The organism is Streptomyces sp. NPDC059003 (assembly GCF_042740445.1).
Lineage (GTDB): Bacteria > Actinomycetota > Actinomycetes > Streptomycetales > Streptomycetaceae > Streptomyces.
In genome coordinates, this window is sequence record NZ_JBHYJH010000085.1 from 1 (window position 1) to 16,672 (window position 16,672).

At 71.1% G+C, this 16,672-nt stretch carries 12 protein-coding genes; 3 read left to right on the plus strand and 9 right to left on the minus strand.

The features are described from left to right. Positions 1 to 215: 215 nt before the first annotated feature. From ACFWZ5_RS26775 to thyX, 3 genes are all read right to left on the minus strand, one after another. Complete coding sequence (locus ACFWZ5_RS26775) at positions 216 to 1,901, minus strand: ribonuclease J (protein WP_384805196.1); 1,686 nt, start codon at positions 1,899 to 1,901, stop codon at positions 216 to 218. Positions 1,902 to 2,030: 129 nt separating this feature from the next. Further along, entirely contained in the window at positions 2,031 to 2,930 is a 900-nt protein-coding gene (dapA, locus tag ACFWZ5_RS26780) for a 4-hydroxy-tetrahydrodipicolinate synthase (RefSeq protein WP_384805194.1), read from the minus strand. A 209-nt stretch (positions 2,931 to 3,139) separates the two neighbouring features. Continuing rightward, the gene (thyX, locus tag ACFWZ5_RS26785; RefSeq protein WP_384805192.1) at positions 3,140 to 3,880 is read right to left on the minus strand and encodes an FAD-dependent thymidylate synthase; all 741 of its coding nucleotides are present in this window, start codon (positions 3,878 to 3,880) and stop codon (positions 3,140 to 3,142) included. 208 nt (positions 3,881 to 4,088) lie between these two features. Here thyX and ACFWZ5_RS26790 point away from each other — a divergent pair, with 208 nt between their 5' ends. Both ACFWZ5_RS26790 and ACFWZ5_RS26795 read left to right on the plus strand, forming a co-directional pair. Beyond that, complete coding sequence (locus ACFWZ5_RS26790; RefSeq protein WP_384805190.1) at positions 4,089 to 4,328, plus strand: hypothetical protein; 240 nt, start codon at positions 4,089 to 4,091, stop codon at positions 4,326 to 4,328. A gap of 123 nt (positions 4,329 to 4,451) precedes the next feature. Then, positions 4,452 to 5,012, plus strand: a complete 561-nt coding sequence (locus ACFWZ5_RS26795; RefSeq protein ID WP_384805188.1) for a PH domain-containing protein — start codon at positions 4,452 to 4,454, stop codon at positions 5,010 to 5,012. Here the strand turns inward: ACFWZ5_RS26795 and ACFWZ5_RS26800 are convergent. The 6 genes from ACFWZ5_RS26800 to eccD form a co-directional block, all read right to left on the minus strand. Then, positions 5,009 to 5,452: a hypothetical protein gene (locus ACFWZ5_RS26800; protein WP_384805186.1), complete on the minus strand. Its 444-nt coding sequence runs from the start codon at positions 5,450 to 5,452 to the stop codon at positions 5,009 to 5,011. The genes ACFWZ5_RS26795 and ACFWZ5_RS26800 overlap by 4 nt on opposite strands. Positions 5,453 to 5,468: 16 nt before the next feature. Then, complete coding sequence (gene dapB, locus ACFWZ5_RS26805; RefSeq protein ID WP_384805184.1) at positions 5,469 to 6,221, minus strand: 4-hydroxy-tetrahydrodipicolinate reductase; 753 nt, start codon at positions 6,219 to 6,221, stop codon at positions 5,469 to 5,471. A 38-nt stretch (positions 6,222 to 6,259) separates the two neighbouring features. Further along, positions 6,260 to 7,639: a M16 family metallopeptidase gene (locus ACFWZ5_RS26810; protein ID WP_384891341.1), complete on the minus strand. Its 1,380-nt coding sequence runs from the start codon at positions 7,637 to 7,639 to the stop codon at positions 6,260 to 6,262. Next, complete coding sequence (locus ACFWZ5_RS26815; protein ID WP_384795327.1) at positions 7,636 to 9,864, minus strand: polyribonucleotide nucleotidyltransferase; 2,229 nt, start codon at positions 9,862 to 9,864, stop codon at positions 7,636 to 7,638. Before ACFWZ5_RS26815 ends, ACFWZ5_RS26810 begins: the two co-directional genes overlap by 4 nt. 376 nt (positions 9,865 to 10,240) lie before the next feature. Beyond that, positions 10,241 to 10,528: a 30S ribosomal protein S15 gene (rpsO, locus tag ACFWZ5_RS26820; RefSeq protein WP_030567128.1), complete on the minus strand. Its 288-nt coding sequence runs from the start codon at positions 10,526 to 10,528 to the stop codon at positions 10,241 to 10,243. A gap of 266 nt (positions 10,529 to 10,794) precedes the next feature. Further along, positions 10,795 to 12,372 carry a type VII secretion integral membrane protein EccD gene (eccD, locus tag ACFWZ5_RS26825; RefSeq protein WP_384795325.1) on the minus strand — a complete coding sequence of 526 codons (1,578 nt, stop codon included), beginning with the start codon at positions 12,370 to 12,372 and terminating at the stop codon, positions 10,795 to 10,797. Positions 12,373 to 12,634: 262 nt separating this feature from the next. Between eccD and eccCa the strand changes: the two genes are divergently transcribed. Continuing rightward, positions 12,635 to 16,612, plus strand: a complete 3,978-nt coding sequence (gene eccCa, locus ACFWZ5_RS26830; protein ID WP_384795323.1) for a type VII secretion protein EccCa — start codon at positions 12,635 to 12,637, stop codon at positions 16,610 to 16,612. The last annotated feature ends 60 nt before the right edge of the window (positions 16,613 to 16,672 follow it).

Here is a 16,672-nt window from a genome sequence, read left to right on the forward strand (position 1 = left end):
TCAGGTCTTCGCTTTCGCGCTTCCCTTTCCGGCGGTTCCGACTTTATCAGAAGTTCTGAGTCGGAATTTCCGCCCCGCTCGGATCGACCCCGGCACGTTGCCGTGCGCGGCGCTTCCCCGTCTGGCGGAGCCGTAAACGTACTGGAGCGGGGCGCCCCGATGCAAATCGAGGCGCCCCGCTCCAGGGCTGCCGCCGTCAGGGCGGTCGGGACGTGTCAGACCTCGACCACGACGGGCAGGATCATCGGGCGCCGGCGGTAGTTGTCCGAGACCCACTTGCCCAGCGTGCGGCGGATGAGCTGCTGCAGCTGGTGCGGTTCCACGACGCCGTCCTGGGCCGACTTCTCCAGGACTTCCTGGATCCTCGGGATGACGTCGCCGAAGGCCGCGTCCTCGATGCCCGAGCCGCGCGCCTGGACGTGCGGGCCGCCGGTGATCTTGCCGGTGGTCGAGTCGACCACGACGAACACCGAGATGATGCCCTCGTCGCCGAGGATCCGGCGGTCCTTGAGCGACGACTCCGTGACATCGCCGACCGAGAGGCCGTCGACGTACACGTAACCCGCCTGGACCTTGCCGACGATCTTCGCCTTGCCCTCGACGAGGTCGACGACGACGCCGTCCTCGGCGATGACGATGCGGTCGTGCGGGACGCCGGTGAGGGCGCCGAGCTCGGCGTTGGCGCGCAGGTGGCGCCATTCGCCGTGGACCGGCATGAGGTTCTTGGGCTTGCAGATGTTGTAGAAGTACAGGAGCTCGCCCGCGGACGCGTGGCCCGAGACGTGCACCTTGGCGTTGCCCTTGTGGACGACGTTCGCGCCCCAGCGGGTCAGGCCGTTGATCACGCGGTAGACCGCGTTCTCGTTGCCCGGGATCAGGGACGAGGCCAGGATGACCGTGTCGCCCTGGACGATGCGGATCTGGTGGTCCCGGTTGGCCATGCGCGACAGGGCCGCCATCGGCTCGCCCTGCGAACCCGTGCAGACCAGGACGACCTCGTGGTCCGGCAGGTCGTCGAGCGTCTTGACGTCCACGACCAGGCCCGGCGGCACCCGCAGATAGCCGAGGTCACGGGCGATGCCCATGTTGCGGACCATCGAACGGCCGACGAAGGCGACCCGGCGGCCGTACTCGTGCGCCGCGTCCAGGATCTGCTGGATGCGGTGCACATGGCTGGCGAAGCTCGCCACGATGATGCGCTTGCGGGCGCCCGCGAAGACCTGCCGCAGGACGTTGGAGATGTCGCGCTCCGGCGGGACGAAGCCCGGGACCTCGGCGTTCGTGGAGTCGGAGAGAAGAAGGTCGATGCCCTCCTCGCTCAGACGCGCGAACGCGTGCAGGTCGGTCAGGCGCCGGTCCAGCGGGAGCTGGTCCATCTTGAAGTCGCCCGTGTGCACGGCCATGCCCGCGGGGGTGCGGATGGCGACCGCGAGGGCGTCCGGGATGGAGTGGTTGACGGCGACGAACTCGCAGTCGAAGGGGCCGAGGCGCTCGCGGTCGCCCTCGGCGACCTCGAGCGTGTACGGCCGGATGCGGTGCTCCTGGAGCTTCGCCTCGATGAGCGCGAGCGTCAGCTTGGAGCCGATCAGCGGGATGTCCGGCTTCTCGCGCAGGAGGTAGGGGACACCGCCGATGTGGTCCTCGTGGCCGTGCGTGAGCACGATGCCGTCGATGTCGTCGAGGCGGTCCCTGATGGACGTGAAGTCCGGCAGGATCAGGTCGATTCCGGGCTGCTCCTCCTCGGGGAAGAGCACTCCGCAGTCGACGATCAACAGACGCCCGTCGTACTCGAAGACCGTCATGTTCCGGCCGATCTCGCCGAGGCCGCCGAGCGGGGTGACCCGCAGGCCGCCCTTCGGGAGCTTCGGCGGAGCGCCGAGTTCAGGATGCGGATGACTCAAAAGACTCTCCTCACCACACGCGCCACGTACCTCCGGGGCACGTGGCGCGCGTGACGTTCGTGCAGTAGCAGTTGTGTGGGTGCAGGCAGAGGGCCTGCGGCATTACGTATGTAGTTGTGAAGTCTGTGGTTAGAGCTGTACCCCGCCGGCGGCAAGATCGATCTTGAGCTGGGCCGTCTCCTCGGGCGAGAGCTCGACCAGGGGCAGGCGCAGCGGTCCGGCGGGGCGGCCCTGGAGGGCGAGCGCCGCCTTGGTGGTGATGACGCCCTGCGTACGGAACATGCCCGTGAAGACCGGAAGCAGCTTCTGGTGGATCTCCGTCGCCTTCTGCACGTCGCCGTTCAGATGCGCCTCGAGCATCGCGCGCAGCTCGGGCGTGACGACATGGCCGACCACGGACACGAAGCCGCACGCGCCGACCGAGAGCAGCGGCAGGTTGAGCATGTCGTCACCGGAGTACCAGGCGAGGCCGGAGCGGGCGATGGCCCAGCTGGCGCGGCCGAGGTCGCCCTTGGCGTCCTTGTTGGCGACGATACGCGGGTGCTCGGCGAGACGCACGATCGTTTCGGTGTTGATCGGTACGCCGCTGCGGCCCGGGATGTCGTACAGCATCACCGGCAGGTCCGTGGCGTCGGCGATCGCGGTGAAGTGCCGGAGCAGGCCCTCCTGCGGGGGCTTGTTGTAGTACGGCGTGACGGTCAGCAGGCCGTGCGCGCCGGCGTCCTGGGCGGCGCGGGCGAGCTCGATGCTGTGGCGGGTGTCGTTGGTGCCGACGCCCGCGACAACGTGGGCGCGGTCGCCGACCGCGTCGAGGACCGCCCGTACGAGCTCGTTTTTCTCCGCGTCGCTGGTGGTCGGGGACTCGCCGGTGGTGCCGTTGACGATCAGGCCGTCGTTGCCTGCGTCCACCAGGTGGGCGGCGAGCTGCTGCGCGCCGTCGAGGTCGAGTGCGCCGTCCGCCGTGAACGGCGTGACCATGGCGGTGAGGACCCGCCCGAAGGGGGTCTGCGGAGTGGAGGTCGGAGCCATGGGTAACACGCTACTCGCTGCTCAGCGCGGGGTCGCCCCTCGGGTGACGTGGGGCACCTGACACAGAGGGAGCCCGGCACTGCCTGCTCGGGGGTTCAAGCAGTGCCGGGTCCGTTTGATCAGGCTAGATGAACTTCTTGAAGTGCCGCAATACGGACACTTCACTCGGTTCGTCCGCGCGCTCGGTCAGGAGCGCGTCGGCCGGTGGGTCAGGGGGCCACGCGGCCGTTGGCGTTGAACGCCGCGTGCGTCAGCGGCATGAGGCCCGCCCAGTGCTGCTCCATCTTCTCGCCGACCATCTCGATCTCCCGCTGCGGGAAGGACGGCACCTTGGCGAGCTCGTGCTGCGTGCGCAGGCCGAGGAAGTGCATGAGGGAGCGGGCGTTGCACGTCGCGTACATCGAGGAGAAGAGGCCTACCGGAAGGACCGCGCGGGCCACTTCGCGGGCGACGCCGGCGGCGAGCATCTCCTGGTACGACTCGTACGCCTGGCGGTAGGAGTCCTCCATGACACGGCCCGTGAGCTCCTGCTGGGCCTGGGTGCCCTCCACGAAGACGTACTTGCCCGGGCGGCCCTCCTGGACCAGCTTGCGGGACTCGTCCGGGACGTAGAAGACGGGCTGGAGCTCCCTGTACCGGCCCGACTCCTCGTTGTACGACCAGCCCACGCGGTGGCGCATGAACTCGCGGAAGACGAAGATCGGGGCGCTGATGAAGAACGTCATCGAGTTGTGCTCGAAGGGGCTGCCGTGGCGGTCCCGCATCAGGTAGTTGATCAGGCCCTTGGAGCGCTCCGGGTCCTTCTTCAGCTCGTCCAGGGACTGCTCGCCCGCGGTCGAGACCCGCGCCGCCCACAGGACGTCCTGGTCGGTCGCGGCGTGCTTCACCAGCTCGACCGTGACATCGCTGCGGAAGCTGGGCTTGAGGTCTTCGGCTGGGGTCTCGCTCACTGGCGGGGTCCTTCCATGTGCATCTTCGGGCGCCGCCCACTCTAGGCCCCGCCACTGACAGCCACCGTCCTGCGGCCGTCCGACGCCCCGGCGCCCCTCTCATGACAATCTTCGGCGAATTTGCCGAAACTGGGCACCTTTTGGCCGTTTCGAGCGTCTGTCCTGTTGACAGCGTTCCGTTCGATAACCGTGAGGAGAAGCGCGCCCCATGTTCCGTCGGCGAGAGCCCGTTCCGTTCGCCTTCATCGCCGAAGCCGACAAGTTCCGCAGCAATGTCACTCCCCCGCCCCGTGAGCGCGCCACGGCCAGTCAGATCGTGGGCCGTACGCTCATCGGGCTCACCGTGGTGGCCGGTCTCGTGGGATCCCTGCTCTTCGGGATGCCCGCGATGTCGGCCGATCAGTCACCGGCCAAGACCCAGCAGTCCGAGGCGTCCGACGGCCGCTGACGGCCGCGCGCGACACGGACGGGCGCCGAGGTACCCCCTTGGCCCCCCAACGCTGGTAGCAGGGGACACGGCTCGATAGCCTCACCGGGCACAACCCGTGCGTGGAGTGAGTGAGGACCAGCCGTGCCCCTGCCCTTCTTGACCGCGGACCGCGCCTTCGACGACGCGGCGGCCGACGCCGCGCTCCCGTTCGACGACCGCGACCGCTGGCGGCGGCCCTACCGCCCCGGGCCCTGGCGCGTGGCGGCCGCCGCCGTGCTGCTGCTCCTCGCCTCGTACGTCCTCGTGGCCGCCGTGATCATCGCCTTCGCGGGCGCCCTGGCGGGTGCGGGGGTCTGCGCGGGGCTCGCCGTGCTCATCATCTGCGCCGCGATCCGGCTCCTCCGCGTGGGCACGTGGGTGAGCGCCCACGGACTGCGCCGCGTCGCCTTCTTCCGCACCCAGACCGTGCCGTGGGCCCGGGTCGCCTCGGTGCGCACGACCCAGCAGCCGGTGCGGTGGCTCGGCCTGCCGCGCACGGTCCAGGGGCAGGCCCTCGTTCTCGTACGGCACGACCGTCCCGCGGCGGAGCGGGCGGCGCTGCTCACGGACCGCGGGGCGGACTTCCTCGCCCGGCGCACCGCCTTCGACCGGGCCGCCGACTCCATCGAGGTATGGGCCGAGGAGTACGGCCGTACGGCCTAGGGCCTGCCCTCGTGCAGGGCGATGGCCCGCTGCATGGCCTTCCGCGCGCGGGGGGTGTCCCGGGCGTCGTGGTAGGCGACGGCGAGGCGGAACCAGCAGCGCCAGTCGTCCGGGGTGTCCTCCGTCTCGGCCTTGCGCCGGGCGAAGACCTCGTCGGCCGAGTCCCGGTCGATGCGGCCGCTGGGCGTGCGCTTCAACTCGTCGACGGGCAGGCCGCCTTCGGCTTCGAGGTCGGCGGCGAGCCGGTTGGCGCGCTGGACGAAGCGGGTGTTCTGCCACAGGAACCACAGGCCGATGACCGGCAGGATGAGCACCGCGACGCCGAAGGCGACGGTGAGCACGGTGCCGTGCTTTATCAGGAGCACGCCGCGGCTGCCGACCAGGACGAAATAGACGACCAGGACGGCAGCCGTGACGGCGTAGGTGATCTTTGCGCGCATGGGGTCAGCTCTCGGGTCAGCCGAGGTCGAGGAAGTTTTCCAGGCCGAAGGTGAGGCCCGGGGTCGTCACGACGCGGCGGGCGCCGAGGAGGATGCCCGGCATGAAGCTGCTGTGGTGCAGCGAGTCGTGCCGGACCGTGAGGGTCTCGCCCTCGCCGCCGAGCAGGACCTCCTGGTGGGCAAGGAGGCCGCGCAGCCGCACCGCGTGCACGGGCACGCCGTCGACGTTCGCGCCGCGGGCGCCGTCCAGGGCCGTCTCCGTGGCGTCCGGCTGCGGGGCGCTGCCGGCCTGCTCGCGGGCGGCGGCGATGAGCTGGGCGGTGCGCGTGGCGGTGCCGCTCGGGGCGTCCGCCTTGTTCGGGTGGTGCAGCTCGACGACCTCGACCGACTCGAAGTACGGCGCGGCGATCTGCGCGAACTTCATGGTGAGGACCGCGCCGATGGAGAAGTTCGGCGCGATGAGCACACCGGTCTCCGGGGACGCGTCGAGCCAGGTCCGCAGCTGGGCGAGGCGGTCATCGGTCCAGCCCGTCGTGCCGACGACGGCGTGGATGCCGTGCCGTACGCAGAAGTCGAGGTTGCCCATCACCGAGCCGGGGGTGGTCAGCTCGACCGCGACCTGGGCGCCGGTCTCCACCAGCGTCTCCAGCTTGTCGCCCCGGCTCAGCGCGGCGACCAGTTCCATGTCGTCGGCGGCTTCGACGGCCCGGACGGCCTCGGAGCCGATGCGGCCCTTGGCGCCGATGACCGCCACGCGCAGCTTGCTCATGTCCTTCATTCCTTACGGGAGTTGGGTCCCAGGGGGATCTACGCGACCGCTTCGTGCAGGCGCGCGGCCTGCTTGTCCTTCAGTGGGCCGATGGCCGAGAGCGACGGGCGGCGGCCCAGGACGTCGCGGGCGACCGCGCGCACCTCGTCGGGCGTGACCGCCGTTATCTTCGTGAGCAGGTCGTCGACCGACATCTGCTCGCCCCAGCACAGCTCGCTCTTGCCGATGCGGTTCATCAGCGCGCCGGTGTCCTCCAGGCCGAGGACGGTGGAGCCCGCGAGCTGGCCGATGGCGCGGCCGATCTCGTCGTCCGTGAGGCCGTGCTGCGCGACGTGGTCCAGTTCGTCGCGGCAGATCTTCAGGACGTCGTGCACCTGGCTCGGGCGGCAGCCCGCGTACACCCCGAAGAGGCCGGTGTCGGCGAAGCCCGACGTGTACGAGTACACGCTGTACGCCAGGCCGCGCTTCTCCCTGACCTCCTGGAAGAGGCGGGAGGACATGCCGCCGCCGAGGGCGGTGTTCAGGACGCCGAGGGCCCAGCGGCGCTCGTCGGTCCTGGCCAGGCCGGGCATGCCGAGGACGATGTGGGCCTGCTCCGTCTTGCGGTCGATGACCTCGACGCGGCCCGCGGTGGTGAGGCGGCGCGCACCGGCGCGCGGCGCGATGGGGGTCGCGTCGGTGCGCGTGAGGGCGCCCGCCTTCTCGAAGGCCGCGCGGACCTGGCGGACGACCTTCTGGTGGTCCACGTTGCCCGCGGCCGCGACCACCAGGTGGGTGGGGTCGTAGTGCTTCTTGTAGAAGCGGCGGATGCGGTCGGCCGTGAGGGCGTTGATCGTGTCGACGGTGCCGAGGACCGGGCGGCCGAGCGGGGTGTCGCCGAGCATCGTGTGCGCGAACAGGTCGTGCACGCAGTCGCCCGGGTCGTCCTCCGTCATCGCGATCTCTTCGAGGATGACGCCGCGCTCGGCGTCCACGTCCTGCTGCTCGATGAGCGAGCCGGTCAGCATGTCGCAGACGACGTCGATGGCGAGCGGCAGGTCCGTGTCGAGCACGCGCGCGTAGTAGCACGTGTACTCCTTGGCCGTGAACGCGTTCATCTCGCCGCCGACCGCGTCGATCGCGGAGGAGATGTCCAGGGCGCTGCGCTTCCTGGTGCCCTTGAAGAGCAGGTGCTCCAGGTAGTGGGTCGCGCCGTTCAGGGACGGCGTCTCGTCGCGGGAGCCGACGTGGGCCCAGATGCCGAAGGTGGCCGAGCGGACGGACGGCAGGGTCTCCGTGACGACGCGCAGGCCCCCGGGGAGGGTGGTCTTGCGGACCGTGCCGATGCCGTTCCGGCCCTTGATCAAGGTTTGGGTACGGGCGACGGCCCGCGCCTCCGAAGAGGTGCGGGCCGTCGCCTTGGAGCTACGGGACGTCACTTGGCGGCGTCGTCCTTCGCCTCGTCGGCCTTCTCGGCGCCGTCCTCGTCCTCGATCACGGGGATCAGGGAGAGCTTGCCGCGGGAGTCGATCTCGGCGATCTCGACCTGGACCTTCTGGCCCACGCCGAGGACGTCCTCGACGTTCTCCACGCGCTTGCCGCCGGCGAGCTTGCGGATCTGCGAGATGTGCAGCAGACCGTCCTTGCCCGGGAGCAGCGAGACGAACGCGCCGAAGGTGGTCGTCTTCACGACCGTGCCCAGGTAGCGCTCGCCGACCTCCGGCATGGTCGGGTTGGCGATGCCGTTGATCGTGGCGCGGGCGGCCTCGGCGGCCGGGCCGTCGGCGGCACCGATGTAGATGGTGCCGTCGTCCTCGATCGTGATGTCGGCGCCGGTGTCCTCCTGGATCTGGTTGATCATCTTGCCCTTCGGGCCGATGACCTCACCGATCTTGTCCACCGGGATCTTGACGGTGATGATCCGCGGGGCGTTCGGGGACATCTCGTCCGGAACGTCGATCGCTTCCATCATCACGTCGAGGATGTGCAGGCGGGCGTCGCGGGCCTGCTTGAGGGCCGCGGCCAGGACGGAGGCGGGGATGCCGTCCAGCTTGGTGTCGAGCTGGAGGGCGGTCACGAACTCCTTGGTGCCGGCGACCTTGAAGTCCATGTCGCCGAAGGCGTCCTCCGCACCGAGGATGTCGGTGAGGGTGACGTAGTGCGTCTCGCCGTCGATCTCCTGGGAGATCAGGCCCATGGCGATGCCGGCGACCGGGGCCTTCAGGGGCACACCGGCGTTCAGCAGCGACATGGTGGAGGCGCAGACGGAGCCCATGGACGTCGAGCCGTTGGAGCCGAGGGCCTCGGACACCTGACGGATCGCGTACGGGAACTCCTCGCGCGTCGGCAGGACCGGGACGAGGGCGCGCTCGGCGAGGGCGCCGTGGCCGATCTCGCGGCGCTTCGGGGAGCCGACGCGGCCGGTCTCGCCGGTGGAGTACGGCGGGAAGTTGTAGTTGTGCATGTAGCGCTTGCGCGTCACCGGGGACAGCGTGTCGAGCTGCTGCTCCATGCGGAGCATGTTCAGCGTGGTGACGCCCAGGATCTGGGTCTCGCCGCGCTCGAACAGGGCGGAGCCGTGCACGCGCGGGATGGCCTCGACCTCGGCGGCGAGCGTACGGATGTCCGTGACGCCGCGGCCGTCGATGCGCTTCTTCTCCTTGATGACGCGCTCACGGACCAGAGCCTTGGTCAGCGAGCGGTACGCGGCGGAGATCTCCTTCTCGCGGCCCTCGAACTCCGGGAGGAGCTTCTCGCCGGCCAGGACCTTGACGCGGTCCAGCTCGGTCTCGCGCTCCTGCTTGCCCGCGATGGTCAGCGCCTGGGCCAGCTCCGGCTTGACGGCGGCCGTGAGGGCCTCCAGGACGTCGTCCTCGTAGTCGAGGAAGATCGGGAACTCGCCGACCGGCTTGGCGGCCTTGGCGGCGAGGTCGGCCTGGGCCTTGCACAGGACCTTGATGAAGGGCTTCGCGGCCTCAAGACCGGCGGCGACGACCTCCTCGGTCGGCGCCTCGGCGCCGCCCTTGACGAGCTCGATGGTCTTCTCGGTGGCCTCGGCCTCGACCATCATGATCGCGACGTCGCCGTCCTCCAGGACGCGACCGGCGACGACCATGTCGAAGACGGCGTCCTCGAGCTCGGTGTGCGTCGGGAAGGCGACCCACTGGCCCTTGATGAGGGCCACGCGGGTGCCGCCGATCGGGCCCGAGAAGGGCAGGCCGGCCAGCTGCGTGGAGCAGGAGGCGGCGTTGATCGCGACCACGTCGTACAGGTGGTCGGGGTTGAGCGCCATGATCGTCTCGACGACCTGGATCTCGTTGCGCAGGCCCTTCTTGAAGGACGGGCGCAGCGGGCGGTCGATCAGGCGGCAGGTGAGGATGGCGTCCTCGGAGGGGCGGCCCTCACGGCGGAAGAAGGAGCCGGGGATCTTGCCGGCCGCGTACATCCGCTCCTCGACGTCGACCGTCAGGGGGAAGAAGTCGAGCTGGTCCTTGGGCTTCTTGGACGCGGTGGTGGCCGAGAGGACCATCGTGTCGTCGTCCAGGTACGCCACGGCGGAGCCGGCGGCCTGCTTGGCCAGGCGGCCCGTCTCGAAGCGGATGGTGCGGGTGCCGAACGTGCCGTTGTCGATCACGGCCTCGGCGTAGTGGGTCTCGTTCTCCACTAGCGGTTTCTCCGTTACATGTCGTCTTTTCACCCCTGGGCCCGTGTGGCCCGGGGTCCGCCCCTGCCCGTGTGGCGTCGGAGCGGTGCGGAGAAGCGCGCCTTGGGTGCGGGCCGGTCTTCGATCGAAGCCCCCGGGACTCGTACTCGCGTATCCCGGAGACCACTACCGAGGACCGGCGGCGGCTGGGTGCGCCTCTCCGTTATGCGGTTGTGCCGCTTTGTGCGGTTGTGCCGCTCATTGCTGCGGCTGTGCCGCTCACGCGGCTGTGTCGGACGTCACCAGACTACAAAGCACCGGTGACACCGCGCACGTACAGCAAAGGGAGCGGCCCCCTTCGAGTGCTTCGAGTGGGAACCGCTCCCTTCACGGCGTCTTACTTGGCGCCCGCCGCACCGCGGCGGATGCCGAGGCGGTCGACCAGGGCGCGGAAGCGCTGGATGTCCTTCTTGGCCAGGTACTGCAGCAGGCGGCGGCGCTGGCCGACGAGGATCAGCAGACCACGGCGGGAGTGGTGGTCGTGCTTGTGCGTCTTCAGGTGCTCGGTCAGGTCCGAGATGCGGCGCGACAGGAGCGCCACCTGGACCTCGGGGGAGCCGGTGTCGCCCTCCTTCTGGCCGAACTCGGACATGATCTGCTTCTTCGTGGCGGCGTCGAGCGACACGCGTACTCCTTGTGATGTCTTCGGTGCCTTCGAGTGCCCCTGGTCTTCTTCTCAGGGGGGCTTACGGGACTCGACAGGCCGGGTCCACCCTGATGGGTGGTGGGGTCACCTCTGACGAGGTGCGTCCGCAGGGGCGCGGTCCTCGGGCCGGGGGCCTGGGGGTGCGCAGACAAGCGGGCAGTACACACAGTACCAGGGTGGGTGCGCGCGGATTGCGGGCCGGGCCAGGTGGGCGTCACTCACGGTCGGCCCGTCGTCGCCCGCGGTCAGCTCGTCATCGCTCGTGCTGACGCGTACACATCGAAGACCGCGAGGGCGAGCGGCACCAGGGTGAGCAGGACGAAGACCTCCGCGATCTCCAGGAAGCGGCCCCAGAAGGGGGTCACGGCGCTGCGCGCGGTGATCAGGCCGATGGCCGTGGTCAGCGCCGCGGCGGCCGCGATGGCGGCGACGAGCCAGATGGTGCGCAGGTCGAGCGCCGCGGTGTCGCCGTGCAGGGCGTCCCGCATCAGGGCGTCCGGAGGGTTCAGGCACAGCCCCGCGCCGAGCAGGACCAGGCACGCGAGGCCCGCCGCCAGGGCGGCCGCGACCTGGGCGGTGTAGCGGAAGAGCTGGGCCCGCATCAGCATCGCGACGCCGGTGGCGAGGGCGAGGAGCTGGCCCCACACGTCGCCGGAGAAGCCGAGGACCGCCGCGGCGCCGACGGAGAGGAGGGCGCAGCCGCCGACGAGGCCGATGAGCAGCTCGTGGCCGCGCCGGGCCTGGGCCGCGACGCGTTCGGCGTCGACCGGGTCCTGGGGTGCCGGGTCGGGGTCGGGGTCGTAGGTGCGGCGCGAGGCGTGCGGCGGTTCGTAGCCGATGGGCAGCCGGGCGAAGCGCATCGAGAGGCCCGGCAGGAAGGCGAGCGCGCCGACGGCGAGCGGGGCGCAGAGCGCGGCCGTCTCGGCGGGCGTCAGGTCGCTGACGCTCGCCGCGAAGGTGGCGAGGAGGCCGACGGCGGCGGCGAAGGCGCACGCCACGAAGGGGCCGTCCGCGCGCGGCGACACCAGGACGAGGACCACCGAAGCGATCAGTACGGCCGCGCAGGCGAGCAGGAACTGGAGCTTGCCGATCCCCTGCCCGTCGGTCAGCGGCAGCAGCCCCGAGCCCGCCACCGCCACGTTCGGCAGCGCGCCGATGCCGAGCCCGACAGCGGCGGCCCGGTCGTCGTAGATCCGCGCCCGCACGGCGGCGAAGGTGAGCAGGAGCAGGCCCGCGACGGCGGCGAGGATGCCGGGGAGGCTGTGCATGTCGTGCCGGGGCCCCGCGGTCCAGGTCACGAAGGCGAGGAGGAACGGCAGGACCGCGCCGCCGGTCAGGCCCGCGAGCCGCGTCAGCTCGCCGCTCCACAGCGCCCGGTCGCGGGTCACCGCGGAGGCGATGGCGTCGGACACGTCGTCGAAGACGGCGGGCGGCAGCGACGCGGAGAAGGGGCGCAGGGTGAGGAGCTCGCCGTCGAGGATGTTCTGGGCGGCGAAGGAGCGGGCGCTGTCGAGGACCGCGCCGTCGCGGCGTACGAGGTGGTAGCCGACCGGGGCGCCTTCGGCGGGGCGCTGCCGTGACAGGCGCAGGATCTCCGGGTAGAGGTCGGCGACGGGGACGTCGTCGGGCAGCGCCACGTCGATCCGGCTGTCGGGGGCGACGATGGTGACGCGGCAGAAGCCGAGCCCCTCCCCCGGCCTGACCGTCGTCGTGGCAGGGCCGCCGGCCGCCGGGTCCGGCCTGCCGGACGCCCGCCCCGCTGAGCCGGACGCCCGCCCCGGCCCGCCGGCCCCGGCGGCAGCCGCAGATGCTGTCACGCTCACCCGCTGTTCCCCCTTGCCATCGGCCCGCGCCCGCCGGCCGTCCACCCAGCGGCTCTCCGTGGCCGAAACCCGAACATGACCGTTCCCGAGGCCGCCGGAACGGCCTGATTTCTTCGCTGAGTTCGCAAGTGCTCACGCGAACCAGTGGAACACTATCGCTCCACGGCCTGACCGGGCTCAGTAGGATCACGACTCGGCCGACATTCGCCCGCGCAAGGGCGCAAGGGACACTTCCGCACTCCGGCAAGGGAATTGGTGGGCAGTGAGCCACATCATCGTCAAGCGACAGGCACGGGCGCTGCCGTCCGCGGTGCCCACCGACGAGGTGGTGCTGCAACCCCCTCCTGAGCTGCCGCGCGGGGAACAGGAGGGCGCGCTCCTGCAGTTGCTGCCGATGCTGGGCATGGGCGGCTCCGTGGTGTTCTTCTTCATGCCGACGGCGCATCCGTTCATGCGGATCATGGGCATGGTGATGATCGCGTCGACCGTGGCGATGGCGGTGGCGATGCTCATCCGTCACCGGCGCGGGACCCAGGGTCAGTTGGCCGATATGCGCCGGGACTATCTTCGATATCTGTCGCAAACACGACGTACCGTCATCGCGGCGGCGCGGGCGCAGCGGGACGCCCAGTACTACCTCCACCCTTCGCCCGAGCAGCTGTGGGCGCTGGTGGCCGAGGGCAGCCGGGTGTGGGAACGGCGGGCGGGCGACGAGGACTTCGGGCAGGTGCGGGTGGGGCTCGGGCCGCAGGCGCTCGCGACCCCGCTGCGCGCGCCGGAGACCGCTCCGGTCGACGACCTGGAGCCGCTGACGGCCGGGGCGATGCAACGCTTCCTCGCCGCGCACGCCACGGTCGACGACCTGCCGATGGCGGTGTCGCTGCGGGCCTTCTACCACCTGACGCTCAGCGGCGAGCCGGAGTCGGTCCGCGCCACGGCCCGCGCCCTCACGGCCTCGCTCGCCTCCCTGCACTCCCCGCAGGACCTGGTCGTCGCCGTCGCGGCGGGACGGGACGCGGCCGACCAGTGGGAGTGGGCGAAGTGGCTGCCGCACTGCCAGGCGGCGGGCGCCGCGGACGGCGCGGGCTCACGACGGCTGATCAGCACCGATCCGCAGGAGCTCGAGGAGCTGCTCGCCGCCCGGCTCTCCGGCCGCCCGCGCTTCCACCCCTCCGGCACGCCGGTGCCCGACGAGCCGCACATCGTGGTCGTCCTCGACGGCGTCTCGCTCTCGCCGGACTCCGCGCTCGCCACGGCGGAGGGGCTGCAGGGCGTCACGGTCGTCGAGGTCGTGCCGGGCGAGCCGACCGGCGCGCGCGGTGACCTGTCCGTCGTCGTACAGCCGAAGTCCCTGCGCATGGAGTCCGGGCACGGCCTGGTGTACGAGGGCACTCCCGACCCGCTGTCGTACGAGGCCGCCGAGGCCCTCGCCCGGCAGCTGGCCCCGCTGCGCGTCGCGTCGGGCGGTGACGACGACCAGCCGCTGCTCGCCAACCTGGACTTCACCGACCTGCTGGGCCTCGGCGACGCGGCGTCGGTGGACACCGACCGGACCTGGCGGCCCCGCTCCCTGGCCGAGCGCCTGCGCGTCCCGATCGGCCTCGGCGAGGACGGCCGCCCCGTGATGCTCGACCTGAAGGAGGCGGCCCAGGAAGGCATGGGGCCGCACGGCCTGTGCGTGGGCGCGACCGGCTCCGGCAAGTCGGAGCTGCTGCGCACCCTGGTGCTCGGCCTGGCCGTGACCCACTCGTCGGAGACCCTGAACTTCGTCCTCGCCGACTTCAAGGGCGGCGCGACCTTCGCGGGGATGGCGCAGATGCCGCACGTCGCCGCCATGATCACCAACCTCGCGGACGACCTGGCCCTGGTGGACCGCATGGGCGACTCCATCCGCAGCGAGCTGAACCGGCGCCAGGAGCTGCTGCGGGACGCCGGCAACTACGCGAACATCCACGACTACGAGAAGGCGCGGGCCGCGGGCGCGCCCCTGCAGCCGATCCCGTCGCTCGTCCTCGTCATCGACGAGTTCAGCGAACTGCTGACCGCCAAGCCGGACTTCATCGAGATGTTCGTGCAGATCGGCCGCATCGGCCGCTCGCTCGGCGTGCATCTGCTGCTCGCGTCGCAGCGCCTGGAGGAGGGGCGCCTGCGCGGCCTGGAGACGTATCTCTCGTACCGCGTGGGCCTGCGCACGTTCTCCGCGGCGGAGTCCCGCGCGGCGCTCGGCGTGCCCGACGCCTACCACCTGCCGAACGTCCCCGGCTCCGGCTACCTCAAGTTCGGCACGGACGAGATGGTGCGCTTCAAGGCCGCGTACGTGTCCGGTGCCTACCGCTCCGGTGCGGCGCGCAGTGCCGCGCTCGGCGGGCCGCTGCCGGTGGACCGGCGTCCGGTGCTCTTCACGGCGGCGGAGGTGCCGGTGCGCTACGCGCCGCCCACGGTTCCGGAGCCGCGGGCCGCCGCGGATCCCGACGAGGTGGACGACGCCCTGGCCGACACCGTGCTCGATGTGATCGTGCGCCGCATCGAGGCCCGCGGGCCCGCGGCGCACCAGGTGTGGCTGCCCCCGCTGGACAGCCCGCCGTCGCTGGACGCCCTGCTTCCGGGGCTCGCGCCGGTGCCGGACCGCGGTCTGACGCAGCCGGGCTACGAGGGCGCGGGCCGCCTCGTCGTGCCGCTCGGCCTGGTCGACAAGCCCTACGAGCAGCGCCGTGACCCGCTCCGGTGCGACTTCGCGGGCGCGGCGGGCCACATGCAGGTCCTGGGCGGACCGCAGTCCGGCAAGTCGACGCTGCTCCGCTCCCTCATCGCGTCGTTCGCGCTCACCCACACGCCCCACGAAGTGCAGTTCTACGGACTGGACTTCGGCGGTGGCGGCATGTCGGCCGTGGCCGGGCTCCCCCACGTCGGCGGCGTCGCGTCCCGCCTGGATCCGGAGCGGGTGCGGCGCACGGTCGCCGAGGTGTACGGGGTCATGGCGCGGCGCGAGGAGTACTTCCGTACGGCGGGCGTCGCGTCGATCGCCGACTTCCGGGCGCGGCGGGCGCGCGGCGAGATCGCGGTGGCGGACCAGCCGTGGGGGGACGTCTTCCTCGTCATCGACGGGTGGGGCAACTTCAAGTCCGAGTACGAGGCCTTGGAGGAGTACGTCCTCGACATCGCGGCCCGTGGCCTCGGCTACGGCATCCATCTGGTCCTCAGCGCGTCGCGGTCGATGGAGGTCCGCGCCAACCTCAAGGACCACCTGGGCAACCGTCTGGAGCTGCGGCTCGGCGACACGATGGACTCCGAGTTCGACCGCAAGGTGGCCGCCAACGTGCCCGCGGGCGTGCCCGGCCGCGGCCAGTCCCCGCAGAAGCAGCACTTCATGGCGGCCGTGCCGCGCCTCGACGGCGTCCCGTCGGACACGGACCTCGCGGGCGCGACGGCCGCGCTCGCCGCCGAGGTCTCCCGCCACTGGACGCTGCCGGGCGCGCCGCAGGTCCGGCTGCTCCCCCGCGAGCTCCCCGCCGGACAGCTGCCCCCGGGCCGGGCCTTCCCCGAGCGCGGGGTGGCCTTCGCCCTCGACGAGAACAATCTGGAACCCGTCTTCGTCGACTTCGAACAGGACCCGTTCTTCCTGGTCTTCGGCGAGAGCGAGGCGGGCAAGTCCAATCTGCTGCGGCTCCTGATCCACCGCCTGGCGGAGCGCTACAGCGGCGAAAGCTGCAAGCTCTTCGTGGTGGACAACCGCCGCTCGCTCCTGGACGTCACCCCGGCCTCGCACCTGGCGGAGTACGTGCCGATGTCCAACGCCATGGACCACCACGTCGACGCCCTGGCCGACCTGATGCGGCGCCGCACGCCCACGGCCGACGTCACCGCGCAGCAGCTGCGGGACCGCACCTGGTGGTCGGGCCCGACGGTGTACGTGATCGTGGACGACTACGACCTCGTGTCCACGTCGAGCGGCAACCCGCTCGGCAAGCTCGCCGAACTGCTTCCCTTCGCCCGGGACGTGGGCGTCCGCTTCATCATCGCGCGCTCGACCGCGGGGGCGGGGCGGGCGGCGTACGAGCCCTTCATGCAGCGCATGCTGGAGCTCGGCGCGCAGGGCATCGTCATGGCGGGCGACCCGAACGAGGGCGAGGTCCTCGGCGGGGTGCGGCCGCGGCCGATGCCGCCCGGGCGGGGCGTCTTCGTCTCGCGCAAGCGCGGGAAGCCGTTGGTGCAGACGGGGTTGGTGGTGGAGCGGCACTGAGTCACAGCGTGCGAAGTAGGGTGTGCGCACAGTTCATCCGTAGGTTGGGAAGGGGCCGCT